We start from the raw sequence: 17686 nt of genomic DNA, 5'->3' as shown, positions 1-17686 counted from the left end.
TTGTACCGTCATTCGACAAGAGTGACGGTACATTTATCTTTGCAAATGTCCAGAATCGACAACGAAATTCGCATCACGCCGTCGGTCCTCGACCGTCTTCTGGATTTCGAGCCCGACGTTTCGCGTGAGGCGCCGAAATCGCGCTCAAAATCGTTGCGGGAGCTCAAGCTGTCCGTGCGGCGCGATCTTGAATGGCTGCTCAACACGCGTACGGTTCACGTTGAGATCGACGAACGGCTGGAAGAGATAAGGAAGTCAGTTCTAACGTACGGATTGCCGGACATTACCGGCATCAGCGCGAAGAATCAGTCCGAACAGAAGCGGCTTTCAAAGGCGATCGAATCCGCGATCCGTTACTTTGAGCCGCGATTTCTTGATGTTCGGGTGACGCTTGAGCCATTGAACAACGTTGACCGGGCGCTCAAATTTCGGATCGAGGCCCGCCTGAACATCGAACCGACGCCGGAACCGATCGCTTTCGACACGATTCTGCAACTTGGAAGCGGCGAGTTTGAGGTTAAGGAAAAATAGGAGACCGACGATGGGAGCTTACGAGCAGTGGGAAAGACTAACGCCTGCGGAAAAGGCGGTCATCGCCTCGATGGCGTCGAACCCGTTAACGATGGCCAAGATTCCCTTGATCAAGATGAGCAAGGATACCGCTTTCGCCGAAACGACAAGCCGTTTCGGCAGCAATGGACATAACGACCGTTCAGACGCTTTCCGGCACTGTTTTTGGTCCGCGATCCTATCGCGCGATATCGGCTATTATTGGGCGAAGTCGTTTACCACCGCGCACGAAAGCAACCCCGGACAACCGCCGGAGGAGAAGGAAATGGATCTACATAACAACTCGGTCGGGTTGAATATCGGTTTCTATTACTTCATCCCGGACTCGAACACGGCGCTATCGGACAAGTGTTTCAAAGCGCTCCAGAATGGTGAGCTGAAAGTTCTGGTTCCTTAAGACGAATGAGCAGGTCATCAACCGTCGCCGTTCTCGTTTTGGCCCAAATGGCGTTCTTCGGAGCGGGTTGCCGGTCGTTGCTGACGCAACCGCCTCCGTTGCCCAGAACAACGGTCGCCCGAAGCGTCAGGCTCGGCGAGGCCTGGCTCGAGATAACTCCGGTCCAACCGCTCGAAGCAACAGCGAGAATTCACTTTCTCGGACTTCGGATGGCGAAAGCGAAGGGTTGGGCCGACGATGCGAGAAAACGGATCCGTTTCGAAGACGGTCGCGAAATTGAAATCGATGTCGCGCTAGTCGCGGAAAACGGAACCGAAACCAGGCTTTACCCCAACGGCTTTGCCGAACTTGTTGAATTTGGGAAACGGGCAGAAAATAGAGAAAACGTCGAAGACGCGGATTTTCAAAAGGGTGTGAGATTCACCAAAATCCGACTTCGAAGCGACAAACCCGTCGAAATCGAAGAGGTTGTCTGGATGGAATTCGAATTCTGATTGAGGACTGATTTGAATTCGGGAATCGATTAAGAGATTAGACAAAGATGCGCGACGAACTGCTTGGCTTCTACGAACGCGAACTCATATTCCTCCGGCGTATGGGCGCGGAGTTTGCGCGCAAATACCCGAAGATCGCGGCGCGTCTCCAACTCGACGAGGAAAAGATCGAGGATCCGCACGTCGAACGCATCATCGAAGCATTCGCGTTTTTGGCCGCGCGCATTTCGCTGAAACTCGAAGATGAACTGCCGGAGATCACCGAGTCGTTCATCAACGTCATTTACCCTCACTACCTTGCGCCGATCCCGTCGATGGCGATCACGCAGTTTTCCTTCGGTTCGCCGAACGACAAACTGACCGCGGTGCAGAAACTCGAACGCGGCGCGCGGCTTAATTCGCGACCTGTCGACGGTACGCCGTGCCAGTTTCGGACTGGTTTCGACGTTGCGCTCTTTCCGTTGGAGATACTCTCGGCCGCGCTTGAATCGCCGGCGCCCAAAGACGGCCGCGGCCGGTTTTCGGAAGCGTCGATCCGGCTCAGTATGCGATGTTACGGAAACGCGAATCTCCACGAAATGAGGGTCGGCGACACCGGCGAGCCGCCAAAGTCGCTGCGTTTCTATATCAACGGCGATCCGCAACTGATCTTTCCGCTCTACGAACTGCTGTTCAACAATTCGACGTCGGTCGAGTTCAGTCCGCGCGACACGCCGCTCAGCAGCAAATCGCTGAAAACGCTGTCGAATATTCAGCTCAAACTTCCGGATCCGATCGTTTTGCCGGCTGCAGACGCGATCAAACAGGTCGGATTTGAAGAAGACGAAGCTTTGCTGCCGTACACGAAACGGTCGTTTCCGGGTTACCGGCTCTTGACCGAGTATTTCGCTTTTCCATACAAGTTTCTCTTTTTCGACGTTTACGGACTCGATAAGGCGATCGATTCGAAGTTCGGCAGTCATTTCGATTTGATCATCCATCTGAAAGACGTTCTGCCGCCGAAGGCCCCGATCACGGCCGACACATTTCGGCTCGGCTGCACTCCGATCATAAATCTGTTCTCCCGAATGGCGGATCCGATCTATCTTTCGCAGCAGAAGTACGAGTATCACGTCGTACCGGACGTGCACCGGCAAATGACGACGGAAGTCTACTCGATCGATGATGTTCTGACATCGGACCCGAAGACCAACACGACCCGCCAGTTTTCGCCGTTCTACTCGCTGCGCCACGCGTACGGCGAGCAAATGGAAAAGAGTTTCTGGTACGGAACGCGTCAGGATTCGCAGCGCGACGACGACGAAGGCACTGAGATGTACCTGTCGCTGGTCGATATCGATTTCAATCCGCGCGTCCCGGCCGTCGAGGTTCTCAACGTCCGGACAACTTGTACAAACCGCGACCTTCCGGCGAAACTCCCGTTCGGCGGACGTGAAGGCGATTTCGAGGTCGAGGGCAGCGGATTGCTTTCAAAGGCGAAGTGCCTGACGAAGCCGACCGAAACGATTCGGCCGGCGCGCCGCCGTTCGCTGCAATGGCGTTTGATCTCGCACCTGAACCTGAATTATCTGTCGATCGTCGAGAGTCAGGAAGGTACGCCCGAGGCGCTGCAGGAGATCCTGCACCTGTACAACTTCGACGATACTTCGGCGGCGCGCAAACAGATTCTCGGGATTACGGGAATCGAAACCCGAAAGGTCGTTCGGCGAATCGGCGACCATATCGGAGCCGGATTCGTGCGCGGACTCGAAACGACGCTGACGTTTGACGAAGAACAGTTCGTGGGCAGCGGTTTGTTCCTTTTCGCGTGTGTCCTGGAACGTTTCTTTGGGCTTTACTCGTCCCTTAACTCGTTCAATCAACTCGTGTTACGGACGCAACAACGCGAAGAGGACGTGAAGGTTTTTCCATCGCGAACCGGAGAACAAGTGCTCCTTTGATGTGGGACTGGGGATTTGGGATTTCGGATTTGTCGCTTTTTTGGCGGTTCGTTCCGCAAATCGCGATTTCGAGTTGATCAGGCCATATATTGAGATTTTTTTGAAGATGTGCGTTTTGGGGTCCGCAAATCCGAAATTCCACATCGCCAATCCGAAATGGAAAAGTTGCCGTTAAATCAGAAGTTGGCCGACGAACCGTACAGGTTCGAGTTCTTTCAGGCGGTTCGGCTTCTTGAGAAGATCTATCCCGAGCGGAAACCGGTCGGCGGCGACGCGTTGCCGGACAGTGAGGTCATTCGTTTCAGATCGCGTCTTGGACTTAACTTTCCGGCAAGCGAGATCCAAGAGTTGAAATCGTCGTTTGACGAACTGACCGAGCACGAAAAGCACGAGATGTTCATCAATTTTATGGGGATGGTGGGGATCAGCGGCGTGATGCCGATCCATTACACCGAACTGTTGATGGACCGCGCGCGCTATCGCGATACCGCGATGTGGTCGTTTCTCGATATCTTCACGCACCGCTCGGTTTCGATGTTTTTCCGTGCCTGGGAGAAGTATCGCTTCCCGGTAAAATACGAGCGCGGCAACGACGACTTTACCCAGAATTTGTTTGACATCGCTGGATTGGGAACCCGCGGGCTGCGCGGTCGTATGGAACTTCCCGACGAATCGCTGCTGCCCTACACCGGACTTATCGCGCAAAAGCCGCATTCGGCCGTTGCGCTCGCCAATATGCTTGGCGATTACTTCCGTGTCAGTGCAAAGATCCTGCAGTTTTTCGGTCAATGGCTGGATCTCGACAAGGCAAGCATTACGCGTCTCGGGTTCGTCAACTCGGCGCTCGGGCAAACGACGATCATCGGAAATCGCATTTGGGATCAGCAGTCCAAATTCCGAATCGTCTTCGGCCCATTATCGTTCAAACAGTTTCAGGGGTTTTTGCCGAACGGTTCGGCGCACAAACCGATGAAATCAATCGTCCGTTTTATGAACGGCACTGATTTTGATCTCGATGTCCGGCTTGTCCTCAAAGCGAGGGAGGTTCCGGGAACGGTTCTGACCACGCGAGCGAAACGGCGTCCGCTTCTTGGCTGGACCTCGTTCCTGAAGACCAAGCCGTTTTTGGCGGACGACGATCAGGTTGTTTTGCAAATCAACAATTGAGCTTTTAGTAAGCATTTTCAGTAACCAAAGGAGAAAGGAAATGAATGTAAATTTGAAATCGCTGGTTGGCAGACTCAACGACACCTGCCGCGGAGCGCTCGAGGGTGCGGCCGGGCTTTGCCTTTCGCGAACCAATTACGACGTTGAGATCGAGCATATTCTGGCAAAACTACTCGAACAAGATGACACCGATCTCCACAAGATCTGCCGGCATTTCGAGGTCAACATCGATCGTTTGTCGAAGGACGTCGAGACGGCGATGAATCGGCTCAAAAGCGGCAACTCGCGGACGCCCGGGCTTTCCGACCGCTTGCCGAATTGGTTTCAGGATGCGTGGCTCGTCGCGTCGGTCGATTTCGGCGAATCCCGCGTGCGCTCCGGTCATTTGATCCTCGCCCTTTTGTCGAATGACGGCACTGCACGGATCGCCCGCGAAATTTCGCGTGAATTCAGTCACATCTCGGTCGAAGGGCTGCAGGCGAAACTCCCAGAGGTCACGGCCGATTCGTTCGAAGCGCGCGAAGCGATGGCGCTTGGCGAAACAGGCGGCACTTCGGGCGGCGCGCCGGTCGCGTCCGGAGTTCCGGGGAAAACCAAATCGCTCGGTCAGTACACCGAAGATTTGACGGCTAAAGCTCGGGCCGGCAAGATCGATCCGATCCTCGGCCGCGACTTCGAGATTCGCCAGGTGATCGATATTCTTACGCGCCGCCGGCAGAACAATCCGATCCTCACCGGCGAGGCCGGCGTCGGAAAAACTGCGGTCGTCGAAGGATTTGCGCTTCGGATCGCACAGGGTGACGTGCCGGAACCGCTGAAAAACGTTGCGGTCCGCACGCTCGACCTCGGGCTTCTTCAGGCCGGAGCTGGCGTCAAGGGCGAGTTCGAAAACCGCCTGAAATCGGTCATCGACGAGGTCAAAGCCTCGCCGCAGCCGATCATTCTCTTCATCGACGAAGCGCATACGATGATCGGCGCCGGCGGACAGGCCGGACAGAACGACGCCGCCAACCTGCTCAAGCCGGCGCTTGCCCGCGGTGAACTCCGGACGATCGCCGCGACGACTTGGGCTGAGTACAAGAAATATTTTGAAAAGGACGCCGCGCTTGCCCGCCGCTTTCAGGTCGTCAAGGTCGAAGAACCCGACGAAGAAAAGGCGATCACGATGATGCGCGGTATCGCTTCGACGATGGAAGAACACCATAACGTTCGAATCCTGGATGAGGCGATCGTTGACTGCGTCAAACTCTCGCATCGATACATCACCGGCCGCCAACTGCCGGACAAGTCGGTTTCCGTCCTCGATACGGCGTGCGCCAAGGTCGCCATCGGACAGGGAGCGACGCCGGCGTCGGTCGAGGATACGACGCGCCGCATCCAGCGACTCACGACCGAGATCGAATCGCTCGAACGCGAAGAAGTGACCGGAGCCGATCACGCTGACCGAGTCACGGAGCTTAAGGCGAAACGAGCCACAGCCGAAGAAGAACTCGCGAAGTTGAACGAACAATGGGCGAAGGAAAAGGAACTCGTCGAGAAAATCCGCAATATCCGGATCAAACTCGAAATGTCGCGGCTCGATACGAAGCCGACGGTCGCGGAACCGGCCGAATCCGAAGAATCGGCGGAAACATCGGACGAGACTCCGGACGAAAATCCGACCGAAGAGGCGGTTGAAGCAACTTCGACTGAAGAGCCGGCCGAAGAATCGAAACCGATTGACACCGAGTTTCTCAGAGCCGAACTCAAGAAGCTCAACGAGGAACTCAAAGCGGTGCAGGGCGAAGATCCGCTGATGGCCCCGGTCGTTAACGGACAGGCCGTTGCCGAGATCATTTCGGGCTGGACCGGAATTCCGATCGGCAAGATGGTCGCCGACGAGATCAACGCGGTGTTGAATCTGCGGCAGACGCTTGGCGAACGCGTTCTCGGCCAGGATCACGCGCTCGAGGCGATCTCGCAGCGCATCCGAACCTCGCGTGCCGGACTCACGGATCCGAAACGTCCGATCGGCGTTTTCCTGCTCGTCGGAACGTCGGGCGTCGGAAAGACCGAAACCGCGCTCGCGCTCGCCGATACGCTCTACGGCGGCGAACGTAACCTGATCTCGATCAATATGAGCGAATATCAGGAAGCGCATACGGTCTCGAGCCTGAAGGGTTCGCCTCCGGGATACGTCGGTTACGGAGAAGGCGGCGTGTTGACCGAAGCCGTCCGGCGCAAACCGTATTCGGTCGTGCTGCTTGACGAAGTCGAGAAAGCGCATCCGGACGTGATGGAACTCTTCTTCCAGGTGTTCGACAAAGGCGTTCTCGAAGACGGCGAGGGTCGCGAGATCGACTTCAAGAACTGCATCATTTTGCTGACGTCGAACGTCGGAACAGACACGATCATGAAACTCTGCGCCGACCCGGACACGAAGCCGGATCCGGACGGACTGGTCGAGGCGATACGGCCCGAACTCGTCAAGCATTTCAAGCCGGCGCTGCTCGGCCGAATGGTGACGGTTCCGTTCTATCCGATCTCCGACGACATTCTGCGTCTGATCATCCGTCTGCAGCTTGGCAAGATCAAGAATCGCATTATGGACAATCACGGTGCGCAATTTTCCTACGATGACTCCGTCATTGATACAGTGGCGAAACGCTGTACCGACGTCGATAGCGGCGCGCGCAACGTTTATAACATCCTGACGGGAACGCTGCTGCCGGAAATGTCGGGCGAGGTTTTGACCCGAATGGCATCCGGCGAGGGAATAAAGAGCGTTCACGTTTCCGTCGGAGCGGACGAGAAGTTCACGTATGACATCAAATAAAAGGCACAAATAGTGAAGGCGGGCCGTGACGAAAAAGGTTTTTCGTTCGGCTCGTCTTCTGATTTGATTCATCGGTCTCGGAGTTGAAATGGCAGGAACACGAAAGGAGTGCATTCAGAACGGTGAAGTTTGTCATGGGCTGTTTATGGTTTCTTCCAATTCCAAAGCCAGCGGAGACGCGCCGTGGTATGAAGCATCCTCGCAGTCGATGGTCGATACATACTCCGGTTACATCGACATCGTTGCGTTTGAATCGAAGGTAGAACCGCGGCTTATCCGGGCGATCATGTTTATGGAAACGACCCACGGCTACTACGACGCGCCGCTTAATTGGGTCGGGAAAAACAAATCGATCCTGCCGATGAACATCAACGTCGAGTATTGGGGAAACACGTTCGGAACTCGCGAAGAGATGCAGGATCCGCTGAAGAATATCCGCGCCGGTGCCGAAATGCTCCGCCGGATCGTCGGCAATATACCGACCGGATCGTCGGTCGAACAGATCGCGACGCTCTACAACAACATCAACGCGACGACAGTCAATAACTACGGGATGCGCGTGAAGAAGATCTACGATGACAAACCGTGGACCGAAATGAGCGTTCCGGGATTTGAGTAGGGACCTGACTCGCAACGTCAGGCAATTGAAAGAAGATGGCAACAACAACACAGGACAACAGACTGCTCAGTATTGCGACGCCGCTCGGCAAGGATTACGTGCTCATCAGCAAGTTCACGGCGACCGAGGGAATTTCGCAACTGTTTCGGATCGAAGCCGAACTTCTGCACGAAGAGAATGACGTGAGCTTCACGCCGACCAAGATCGACCCGCAATCGTTGCTTGGCCAGGGCGTCACGATCCGCGTGACTTCAAACGATGGGGCGACACGCGATTTTTCGGGTATGGTCAGCGAGTATGCGCAGGGCATTCGCGACGTCCGTTTCACCGTGTACCACATCACGATCGTCCCGCATATCTGGATTCTGACCCAGAAAAGCCAGAGTCAGATCTTTCAGCAGATGAGCGTTCCGGATATTCTTCGAAAAATGTTCAAGGGCTTCGAGGTCAAATTCGAGCTTCAGGGAACGTTCGAACCCCGGAACTACTGCGTGCAATATCGAGAGACCGACTTCGACTTCGCGGCGCGTCTGATGGAAGAAGAAGGGATTTTCTACTACTTCGAACATTCCGGCGGCAAAGACCGGATGATCATCGCCAATACTCCGCAATCGAACGCCGAGTGTCCGAGCAAGAGTCAGGTCAAGTATCATCGTATCGGCGAGGAAGAGTACTTTTACGGTTCGATCAGCCGATTTGCGAGCGACTATCGGGTGCAGACGGGGAAGGTCACGATGTGGGATCACAACTTTCAGTTGCCCTCGAGCCATCTCGATATGGAAAAGACGAGCATTTACCAGTTCGGGGACAGCCAGAAACTCGAGATGTACGATTTCCCTGCGGGCTACGCGCGCAAGTATGACGGGATCGGTCCGTCCGGCAACGAGCAGGCCGGCGAACTTAACAAGGTGTTCCCCGACCGCGAGCGAACGCTCAAGAATATGATGGAAATGCTCGACGCGGGCGTTTATCTCGCCGAAGGGAATTCCGATTGCTGCGCGGTCACGTCCGGTTATCGGTTCACGCTTTCGAATCATCCGAACAACGAAGTCAACGGCCAGTATATCTACACGGCCGTGACGCACAGCGCCCAGCAAAGCCCGTCGTACGTGTCGAACGAAGCGGTCACCGATCCTTATACGAACGAGTTCAAGTGCATCAGCTACGGTTCCGGCGCTCCGCCCTTCAGGCCAAAACGCTCGACGCCGAAACCGGTGATCTACGGCAGCCAGACGGCGATCGTCGTCGGACCTTCCGGCGAGGAAATCTTCACCGACAAATACGGCCGCGTCAAGGTCCAGTTCTATTGGGATCGCGACGGTCAGGTCAATGAATCGAGTTCGTGCTGGGTTCGGGTCGCGCAGATCTGGGCCGGAAACAAATGGGGCACGATGTTCATTCCGCGCATCGGAATGGAGGTCGTTGTGAACTTCCTCGAGGGCGATCCGGATCGTCCGATCATCGTCGGTTGCGTTTACAACCCGCTGACGATGCCGCCTTACACGTTGCCCGACGAGAAAACGAAATCGACGATCAAGTCGAACTCGTCAAAGGGCGGGCAGGGATTCAACGAGTTTCGTTTCGAAGACAAGAAGGGCGAAGAACAGATCTTCGTTCACGGCCAGAAGGATCAGGACATCCGGATCAAGAATGACCGCCGTGAGCTTATCGGAAACGATCGTCACCTGATCGTGACCCGTGACAAGCGCGAACGTGTAAAACGCGACGAGCACATACTCATCGAGCGCGATGAGATCGAACGGGTCAAGCGCGATTACCATCGCAAAGTTGAGGGAAAAGCGGCTTTCAAGACCAATGAATCACATTCGCACGACATCGGCGGCAATTCGGCCGAAAAAGTCGGCGGAAGCTATGCGATGGATGTTTCCGGAAGCTATACGGTAAAGGCGAGTACGATCGTGCTCGAGGCCCAGACCGGCCTCACGATCAAGGTCGGCGGGAATTTCGTGACCGTCAATTCGGCCGGCGTTCAGATCAACGGCACGATGGTGATGATCAATAGCGGCGGCGCCGCCCTTCCGTCATCGCCGGGCAATTGCGTTCCGCCGCTCGACCCCGATGAGGCCGAGATCGCCGACAACGCGGAACCGGGAAGCGACGCGCCGACCTATAAGAACCAGCGCCGGCAAACGCCGCCGGAAATGGCGCCGACGTACTCGAAACCCTGGCACAATCCGAAGTCGCCGAAGAACAAGGACAAAAAGTCCTGGGTCGAGGTAAAGCTCAAGGATGAACACGGCAAGCCGATGGCCGGTGAGCGATATCGTGTTGAATTGCCTGACAACGAAACGATCGCCGAGGGTACTTTGGACGAAAAGGGCAAGGCGAAGGTTACCAATATCGATCCGGGCAACTGTAAGATCTCGTTCCCGAAGATCGACGGTCGGGCTTGGAAAAAAGGTTAAGAGTGAAGAGGAAGAAAACGAATGGCGAAGAGAACCGTTAAGGCAGGAGTCGGAGATTCACTCTGCAATATCGCATATCTGAACGGATTCGGAGACTGCAAACCGTTCCGAGAAGAACCGGCGAACGCATACATCGTCAACCGCGCGGTCGATCCCGGACAAGTATTGCCGGGCGATGTCGTAACGATCCCCGATTTCGTCAAAAAGGATGATGGCGGCGGAACCGAGGCGACGCATCAGTACGTGCGCCGCGGAACGCTGGCAAAACTCAGATTCGTTCACGGATCCGTGTCGACGACGGTCGACAACGACACGGCGCTGACGTTCCTGAATGTCAGCAATTACATCACGAATCAAGCCGGCACCGCGGATGGAAACGTGGCCTTTCCGAATTCGGCCGTCCGGACATTCAACGCCGACGCCGACAAGGACGCGGACGTCTTCAAGGTCGAAGTTCTCGATATCAATGCCGCGGGCGACCTGGACGTCGAACTCGAGGTCCTCAAGCCAAAGTACGACGCGGCCGGAAAGGTGACGGGCCACGAACAGTTCCCGGGTGCGATCCGGGGGCCGCGCCAGCTGAAACCGAAGGCGTCAAAACAGGGTTCGACCAAACGATTCCGAACCTGCTATTTGCGGTTGGTCGTGGATCCGGATGACAAAGCCGCAGCTGCCGATCAGACGCTTCTCGCGTCGGATATGCACGACAACGGGGATTCAAAGGTGGAGATCCTCGATCAGAAAGTGAAGGCGTCGTATGAGATCAAAACCTGCCCTTCCAACCCGAAGTGCCGGTCCACGGTCATTTTGCCGATCGGAAACAATCGCAAACGGATCAGGCTTGCGATCAACGTGCTTCGCAAAACACCGGGCGGGGATCTGATCGTTCCGTTGGCCGACGCCGAACGCCGTGTTTGGACTTGGTTCCGAAGGGTCTATGCGCAGGCCAACATCGCGCCGCGGCTTGTTCACGCGACCCGCGGTGTCGATCCGATGGAGAATCTCGTTTCGATCTCGAACGACAGCGGTTTGACGGCGCGCGGTGACGGAAGAATCGGCTTTACGATTCATTCGGCCGGAAAACCGGATCAGGTCGTCGGGCCGATCACGCCTGCCGCCGGCGACACGCCGATCAAAACGGCGCGTGCTCTGGCGGCGAAGGTAGTTGCTCCGTTCAAGGCGGTCGCGAGCGAGAATCCGGCGCGCTTCGTCGATAACGCGAACCGAAAGTCGGCGGACATTTTGATCACGGAGCAAGGCGGCGCGCGCGTCACGATCACGATCGACGTACCCGTGGCGAACCGCGATACGCGCCAGACGATCTCGATCGGCGTTGTCAATCCGATGAATCTCGAGTCGTGGGCGGTTCCGAACGGAAACAACAACTGGAACGCGGGTTCCTTGCAGCAGCGGACGGTGTTGAAGAATTTCGACAGCAAGGACAAAGCTGACGACGACACGGTTGATATTTTTGTCGTCGAGCAACTGACGGGCGGTAATCGCGGCGAGGCGATGATGTCAAATCACCGCATCGATCCGCAACGCGCTTCGGTGACGAAAATAAAGTGGTCAGCTTTTCTGATCCGGCGTACGATGAATGCTGGAGATGCGAATCCTTTTTCATTCCCGCACGAAGTCGGCCACGTTACCGCGGAAGTCGTTCACGCGACGGGTGCGGCCAACCAGTTGATGACGGACGGCGGCACCAGCGGCGCGAACGCGGTCGGCGGTTCGAAGAGAATCCGTGACGGAGATGTTACTTACGATGCGCCGGCGGGCGATTTCAATCTCGTCCGCCGACTGCGGACGGAAGGCGCCCCGTTGTTAGAGAGTTGGTAGGTAAGCGATTATGAAGCGGTATTTTTACATCTACGGACTGATTTTGGTTTTCGTCCTGTCGAGTTCCGCCGCGTGCCGAGGAGAGCAAATTATGTCGCAAGAAACGAATAATCCCAGCGTTGAAAGTTCCGGCTCGTCAGATGGACGTCCGATTCCGGAATTGGACAGGTACATCTTCGACGCCGACCCGTACACTTCGGGCGTCGTGCCGCGCAAACTTCAAGCGGCGGAGGTCGCTCGTTACCTGATACGCAAGGTCAAGAAGGATATTGCACTGAAGTCGGTCGTCCGGGTCGAGGACGTCGCGCGCTTTTACGAAACGAGCGAAATTGTCGGCGACTTCAAACAATTCCTCGACGGCAAGGAATCGGGCGACGACGATCAACGGCGTTCGATCGTTTTCGCACGCATCATCGCCTACCTTGGGAATGCCGAAGACCTCGCATTTGCAACGCGGTATTACAAGTATCTCAGCGGAAAGGCCCAATCGGTTCAGGTTTTTGAAGAACTGACGCTGCTCCACGAAGCGCTCGGACTCGGCGAGGGTTCGACCGAACTGAAGCAGAAATTCGAATCGCGCGCGCTGGAACTTTCAGCGAAGAAAGAAACCGATTTTCAGGCGCGGATCGATTACAACAAGTTCAGCGAGGACCTGGCGCAAAAGATCTTTCGCGCGAGCAGAGTTCAATCCATAAAGGACCGGGTTCTCGGAATGTCCGATCGCAAGCAGCGCATCGGCGAAGAGATCAAGATGTATCTGTCGCTTGAATACGGATTTTTGGAGTTTTTGCAGCCGTGGGCGACCGGCAGACTGAGGCGCGAAACTTGGGGCGCTCAACCGGCGGACCAATCCGTGCGCGCCGAGAAGCCGGAATTGAAACAGGAACTTGTTGAGGAATTTCGCAAGTTTCTCGAGAATATGAAATCGATCCCGGAGATCGAACCCGAAGACGAACAGTCGATTCAATTGCGGCTTCTCCGGGCGATCAAGTTTTTCGATGGAAAACTGTCCGATGCCGAAGAAGGAATTCTGCGCATCAACAAGGGCAAGCAGCTTGATCTGCTTGCGAATGAAGGTTTCGGACTTTAGGGAGAGCGAGTATGCCAACAGGACCAGCCGCGAGAATCACAGATAACGTCGTCCATCCGTTGCCGCCGGTATTGACGCCGGGGCCGGGAAGTCCAAATGTACTCATCGGATTTCTCCCACCTTGGCGCGGGATTCCGGCGGCGGCGGCGGCCGCGTTGCAGGCGGCGAAGCAAGTCTCCGATATTGCGATCCAGACTGCCGAAGCGGCAACCACCGCCGCTGCGGGAACTCCGGGCGCACCCGCGGCGTACGCCGCCGAGCAAGCCGCGAAAACTGCGGCCCTGACCGCTTTGAGCAGTATGATCAGCGGAATGGCCGGAATGTCGGACATTCACGCCTGCGTGACACCTTCACCCGTCCCTCCGCACGGCCCGGGCGTGGTCATTGATGGTTCGGCGACCGTTTTGATCAACAATATGCCGGCATGCCGTTTGGGTGACACGATAATCGAACCGCTCGGCCCGCCGAACAAGATCGCGAAAGGTGAAATGACGGTGATAATCGGAGGATGAACGCATTTGGGATTGCGGATTTGGAATTTCGGATTGATTTCGATTTCTCGCGAGTTTCCCAATCCAAAATCCCGAATCCGCAATCCCAAATGCCATCACGGTCGCGTCATATTCACGGGGACGACCCATTCGTCGAACTGCTCGCTCGTCAGCAATCCGAGTTCGAGCGCCGATTCCTTCAGGCTTAACCCCTTCTTGTGCGCATTCTTGGCGATCTTCGCCGCATTGTCATATCCGATATGCTGGTTGAGTGCCGTTACGAGCATCAGCGAGTCATTCAGATAGTGGTCGATCTTCTCACGATTCAACTCGATGCCGGCAACGCAAAACTCTACGAATCCCTTGCAGGCGTCATTCAGCAATCTGACCGAATTAAGGAAATTGTGGATCATTACCGGCTTGAAGACGTTGAGTTCGAAGTTGCCCTGCGAGCCGGCAAAACCGATCGCCGCATCGTTGCCCATCACCTGCGCCGCGACCATCGTGATCGCTTCCGATTGCGTCGGATTCACCTTGCCCGGCATTATCGAACTTCCGGGTTCATTTTCGGGAATAACAAGTTCTCCGATTCCGCAGCGCGGGCCCGATGCGAGCCAGCGAACGTCGTTGGCGATCTTCATCAGGCTCGCCGCGAGCGTCTTCAAAGCTCCCGAGGCGTAAATCACCTCGTCGTGCGCCGACAGCGCCGCGAACTTGTTCGGATGCGCGCGGAACGGCAATCCGGTCAACTCGGCGATCTTCGCCGCTGCCTTGTCGGCGAATAAAGGGTGAGCGTTCAAGCCTGTCCCGACGGCCGTGCCGCCGATCGCGAGATCGAAAAGTCCGTCAAGCACCTGCCGAAGGCGCGCGATGTCGCGTTCGATCAAACTCGCCCAACCGCCGAATTCCTGGCCGACGGTGATCGGCGTCGCGTCTTGCAGATGCGTCCGGCCGATCTTGACGACGTCGGCGAATTCCTTCGCTTTCGCGTCGATCGCGTCGTGGAGAACCTGGACGGTCGGGATCAACGCGGCAAGACGTTCTGCGGCGGCAATGTACATCGCCGTCGGAAACGTGTCGTTCGACGATTGGGACATATTCACGTCGTCGTTCGGATGGACAGGTTTCTTCGATCCCATCGCGCCGCCGGCGATCTCGATCGCGCGGTTCGAAATAACCTCGTTGGCGTTCATATTGGTCTGCGTTCCGGAGCCTGTCTGCCAGACCCGAAGCGGAAAGTGTGCGTCGAGTTTGCCGGAGATGACCTCGTCCGCCGCCCGCACGATGAGGTCGAGTTTCTCCTTCGTTAACAGATTCGACTTCAACTCGTGATTCGTCAGCGCAGCTGCCTTCTTCAGAATTCCGAGCGCGCGGATCATTTCACGCGGCATCGTATCGAATCCGATGTTGAAGTGATGGAGCGATCGTTCGGTCTGCGCCCCCCAATATTTGTCCGATTCGACGGCGATCTCGCCCATCGAATCGGTCTCGATTCTTGTCGGTTTTGTATTTGTTGCTTCTGACATAGATTTTTGTTGATTGCGGTTAGTAATTGCCTTGATTATACTTGGGAATTCGTGAGCGTTAAAGTTACTTGGAAGGACAAACAACACAATGAAACTAACAATTCGCAAGCTGGTTTCGATCGGCGTTTTGATGATTGCTTTCGGCGCGGTTTCGACCGCCTTCGGACAGCAGATTACGGGCGGATACGGCGATGCCGACGTCAACGACAAAGACGTTAAAGCCGCTGCCGCGTTCGCAGTCAAACAACTCGGCAACGATGAAGCAGCATCAATCACGCTGGTCAAGATCGAAGCCGCCCGTCTGCAGGTCGTCGCCGGACTCAATTACGAGCTATGTATGGAGGTAACGGTGAAACGCGGCGCGAAGAAGGCCGCGAAGCGCTTCGTTAAGGCCGTCGTTTACCAGAATTTGAAAAACAAACGTGAGCTGACGCGTTGGTCGCTTTCGACCGATCCGCAAAACTGCGGAGACTCAAAATGACAAAAGCGTTCAGATTGATCATCGGCGTTTTGCTAAGCGTCATTTCCATCGCCGCTCAAACCCCGGATCTTCCGCGAACGGGTGCCGAGTTATCGAATTTTGAGGAAACGAGCCGTTATGACGAGGTTTCGTTGTTCATCGCCGGGCTCCAGAAACGAGCTCCGAATCTCCGTGTCGAAAACTTCGGCGAGTCGCAGGAAGGGCGCAAATTGCCGATGATGATCTTGTCGGACCGCGCCGTTTCGACTCCGGCCGAAGCGCGCGCGCTCGGACGGCCCGTGATCTTCGTGATGGGCAACATTCACGCCGGCGAGGTCGAAGGCAAAGAGGCAGCGCTCAACCTCGCGCGGCGCCTGCTGTTCGGCGATCTCAAGCCTCTGCTTTCGAAACTGACGATCCTCATCGCGCCGATCTACAATGCCGACGGCAACGAGAAAATTTCGACCGACAACCGCACGAATCAAAACGGACCGATCGGCGGCGTCGGTGCTCGCGAAAATGCGCAGAAGCTCGACTTGAACCGCGATTATATGAAGCTCGATTCGCCCGAGGCGCGCGCCTTGGTCGGTGTCTTCAACCGCTGGGATCCGCATCTGACGGTCGATCTGCACACCACGAACGGGTCGTATCACGGCTATCACCTGACGTATTCGCAGCCTCTCAACCCAAATACGGATCAGGCGATCCTCGATTTTCAGCGGAACCGGATGATGCCCGCGATCGCGGCTTCACTGCTGAAGAATTTCAAGTTTCGTTCTTACTACTACGGCAATTTCACGGGATTTTCGAACACGCCGAAGGAAGGCGCCAAGACCACGTGGGAAGCATTTACGCACCAGCCGCGGATCGGCCAAAACTACGGCGGGCTTCGAAATCGCCTGACGATACTTTCCGAAGCCTACAGTTACGTAAGTTTCAAGCGCCGCGTCGAAGTGACCGAGCGGTTCGTCGAAGAGATCTTGAAATACAGCGCCGCGAACGCCGTCGCGATCAGGTCATTGACAAAAGCCGCCGACGACCGGACAGTCGCCGGCCTGGCCGGGAAAGGACTCGCGTTCGGCGTCGAATTCAAACCGAAGGCACTGCCGAAACCCGTCGATATTCTCGTCGGCGAGGTCGAAAAGATCAAAAATCCGCGATCGGGCAAAGAGATGACGGCGATGATCGAGGACAAGTACAAGCCGCTCCGGATGGAAGACCTCGGGATCTTCGAGGCGGTAAGATCGGTCGCCGCGCCGAAGGCTTATCTGATCAAAGCCGACAAAGCGATCGTCGACAAACTTCGCCAGCACGGAATTCAGGTTGAGGAACTATCGGCGGAACTTGAAACCGAAGTCGAGGCGTTTACGGTCGAAAGCTTCGAAAAGTCCAAACGCCCGTTCCAGGGCCATAACGCGATGACGGTCAAAGGAAGCTACGCGACGGAAACGGTCAAATTGCCTGCCGGGACGATCGTTGTGCGCACTGCGCAGCCGCTCGGACGCCTCGCCTTTTATTTGCTCGAGCCGACGAGCGACGACGGACTCGTTGTCTGGAACTTTTTTGACGCCGGCATCGAAGCGGGAAAGGCGTTGCCGGTCTACAGGTTGATAGGCGACGCGAGTTTTGCGAGCCGGATAGTTGGGAGTTTATAGCGCAAAGTGCAGAGTGTGCCCCACTATGCACTCTGAACTCTGCACTGTTTGATTCCGCTTCGAACCTGATCGCGTCTTCTTTTGTGGCACGGAATATGCCGTCCTTGTGATGCGCCGGCGCATAGATTGCGTGCATCTTCAGCTGGCGCGCTGTTTCAGCGTTGATGATGTTGCGTTTGGCCCCGGCCGGCGGTTTT

14 protein-coding genes are annotated in these 17686 nt (G+C 56.0%); 13 read left to right on the top strand and 1 reads right to left on the bottom strand.

The features are described from left to right. Nucleotides 1–45: 45 nt before the first annotated feature. The 11 genes from tssE (at nt 46) to IPN69_05215 (ending at nt 13869) form a co-directional block, all read left to right on the top strand. Nucleotides 46–531, top strand: a complete 486-nt coding sequence (gene tssE, locus IPN69_05265; protein ID MBK8810126.1) for a type VI secretion system baseplate subunit TssE — start codon at nt 46–48, stop codon at nt 529–531. Between the two features lie 10 nt (nt 532–541). Further along, nucleotides 542–967: a hypothetical protein gene (locus IPN69_05260; GenBank protein MBK8810125.1), complete on the top strand. Its 426-nt coding sequence runs from the start codon at nt 542–544 to the stop codon at nt 965–967. A 5-nt stretch (nt 968–972) separates the two neighbouring features. After that, nucleotides 973–1461, top strand: coding sequence for a hypothetical protein (locus IPN69_05255; protein ID MBK8810124.1), 489 nt, complete (start codon nt 973–975; stop codon nt 1459–1461). Between the two features lie 47 nt (nt 1462–1508). Further along, complete coding sequence (gene tssF, locus IPN69_05250) at nt 1509–3401, top strand: type VI secretion system baseplate subunit TssF (protein ID MBK8810123.1); 1893 nt, start codon at nt 1509–1511, stop codon at nt 3399–3401. A gap of 156 nt (nt 3402–3557) precedes the next feature. Beyond that, nucleotides 3558–4568 carry a type VI secretion system baseplate subunit TssG gene (gene tssG / locus IPN69_05245; protein MBK8810122.1) on the top strand — a complete coding sequence of 337 codons (1011 nt, stop codon included), beginning with the start codon at nt 3558–3560 and terminating at the stop codon, nt 4566–4568. A 40-nt stretch (nt 4569–4608) separates the two neighbouring features. Next, entirely contained in the window at nt 4609–7383 is a 2775-nt protein-coding gene (gene tssH / locus IPN69_05240) for a type VI secretion system ATPase TssH (protein ID MBK8810121.1), read from the top strand. Nucleotides 7384–7471: 88 nt separating this feature from the next. Continuing rightward, complete coding sequence (locus IPN69_05235) at nt 7472–8002, top strand: hypothetical protein (GenBank protein MBK8810120.1); 531 nt, start codon at nt 7472–7474, stop codon at nt 8000–8002. Nucleotides 8003–8037: 35 nt separating this feature from the next. Then, entirely contained in the window at nt 8038–10428 is a 2391-nt protein-coding gene (gene tssI / locus IPN69_05230; protein ID MBK8810119.1) for a type VI secretion system tip protein VgrG, read from the top strand. A gap of 21 nt (nt 10429–10449) precedes the next feature. Beyond that, nucleotides 10450–12267, top strand: a complete 1818-nt coding sequence (locus IPN69_05225; GenBank protein ID MBK8810118.1) for a hypothetical protein — start codon at nt 10450–10452, stop codon at nt 12265–12267. A gap of 91 nt (nt 12268–12358) precedes the next feature. Beyond that, nucleotides 12359–13357 (top strand): hypothetical protein, encoded by a 999-nt coding sequence (locus tag IPN69_05220; protein MBK8810117.1) that lies wholly within the window; start codon nt 12359–12361, stop codon nt 13355–13357. Between the two features lie 11 nt (nt 13358–13368). Beyond that, nucleotides 13369–13869, top strand: a complete 501-nt coding sequence (locus tag IPN69_05215; GenBank protein ID MBK8810116.1) for a PAAR domain-containing protein — start codon at nt 13369–13371, stop codon at nt 13867–13869. Nucleotides 13870–13964: 95 nt separating this feature from the next. On the opposite strand, the gene fumC is transcribed toward IPN69_05215, so the two are convergent. Beyond that, a complete protein-coding gene (gene fumC, locus IPN69_05210; protein MBK8810115.1) occupies nt 13965–15374 on the bottom strand; it encodes a class II fumarate hydratase in 1410 nt (469 codons plus the stop codon). Between the two features lie 88 nt (nt 15375–15462). Between fumC and IPN69_05205 the strand changes: the two genes are divergently transcribed. Both IPN69_05205 and IPN69_05200 read left to right on the top strand, forming a co-directional pair. Further along, on the top strand, nt 15463–15855 hold the full coding sequence (locus tag IPN69_05205) for a hypothetical protein (GenBank protein ID MBK8810114.1): 393 nt from the start codon (nt 15463–15465) through the stop codon (nt 15853–15855). Further along, nucleotides 15852–17489 (top strand): M14 family metallopeptidase, encoded by a 1638-nt coding sequence (locus IPN69_05200; GenBank protein MBK8810113.1) that lies wholly within the window; start codon nt 15852–15854, stop codon nt 17487–17489. Before IPN69_05205 ends, IPN69_05200 begins: the two co-directional genes overlap by 4 nt. The last annotated feature ends 197 nt before the right edge of the window (nt 17490–17686 follow it).

It is taken from the genome of Acidobacteriota bacterium (assembly GCA_016715115.1).
GTDB lineage: Bacteria > Acidobacteriota > Blastocatellia > Pyrinomonadales > Pyrinomonadaceae > JAFDVJ01.
Note: the sequence above shows the minus strand (reverse complement) of the source record. Positions and strands in the feature narration are given on the sequence as shown.

What these genes read in the sequence shown, in the direction of transcription:
- IPN69_05225 (MBK8810118.1), top strand. Translation starts at nt 10,450, where the DNA reads ATGGCGAAGAGAACCGTTAAGGCAGGAGTCGGAGATTCACTCTGCAAT.
- IPN69_05215 (MBK8810116.1), top strand. Translation starts at nt 13,369, where the DNA reads ATGCCAACAGGACCAGCCGCGAGAATCACAGATAACGTCGTCCATCCG.
- IPN69_05255 (MBK8810124.1), top strand. Translation starts at nt 973, where the DNA reads ATGAGCAGGTCATCAACCGTCGCCGTTCTCGTTTTGGCCCAAATGGCG.
- IPN69_05200 (MBK8810113.1), top strand. Translation starts at nt 15,852, where the DNA reads ATGACAAAAGCGTTCAGATTGATCATCGGCGTTTTGCTAAGCGTCATT.
- fumC (MBK8810115.1), bottom strand. Translation starts at nt 15,374, where the DNA reads ATGTCAGAAGCAACAAATACAAAACCGACAAGAATCGAGACCGATTCG.
- tssI (MBK8810119.1), top strand. Translation starts at nt 8,038, where the DNA reads ATGGCAACAACAACACAGGACAACAGACTGCTCAGTATTGCGACGCCG.
- tssG (MBK8810122.1), top strand. Translation starts at nt 3,558, where the DNA reads ATGGAAAAGTTGCCGTTAAATCAGAAGTTGGCCGACGAACCGTACAGG.
- tssE (MBK8810126.1), top strand. Translation starts at nt 46, where the DNA reads ATGTCCAGAATCGACAACGAAATTCGCATCACGCCGTCGGTCCTCGAC.
- IPN69_05235 (MBK8810120.1), top strand. Translation starts at nt 7,472, where the DNA reads ATGGCAGGAACACGAAAGGAGTGCATTCAGAACGGTGAAGTTTGTCAT.
- IPN69_05205 (MBK8810114.1), top strand. Translation starts at nt 15,463, where the DNA reads ATGAAACTAACAATTCGCAAGCTGGTTTCGATCGGCGTTTTGATGATT.
- tssF (MBK8810123.1), top strand. Translation starts at nt 1,509, where the DNA reads ATGCGCGACGAACTGCTTGGCTTCTACGAACGCGAACTCATATTCCTC.
- IPN69_05260 (MBK8810125.1), top strand. Translation starts at nt 542, where the DNA reads ATGGGAGCTTACGAGCAGTGGGAAAGACTAACGCCTGCGGAAAAGGCG.
- tssH (MBK8810121.1), top strand. Translation starts at nt 4,609, where the DNA reads ATGAATGTAAATTTGAAATCGCTGGTTGGCAGACTCAACGACACCTGC.
- IPN69_05220 (MBK8810117.1), top strand. Translation starts at nt 12,359, where the DNA reads ATGTCGCAAGAAACGAATAATCCCAGCGTTGAAAGTTCCGGCTCGTCA.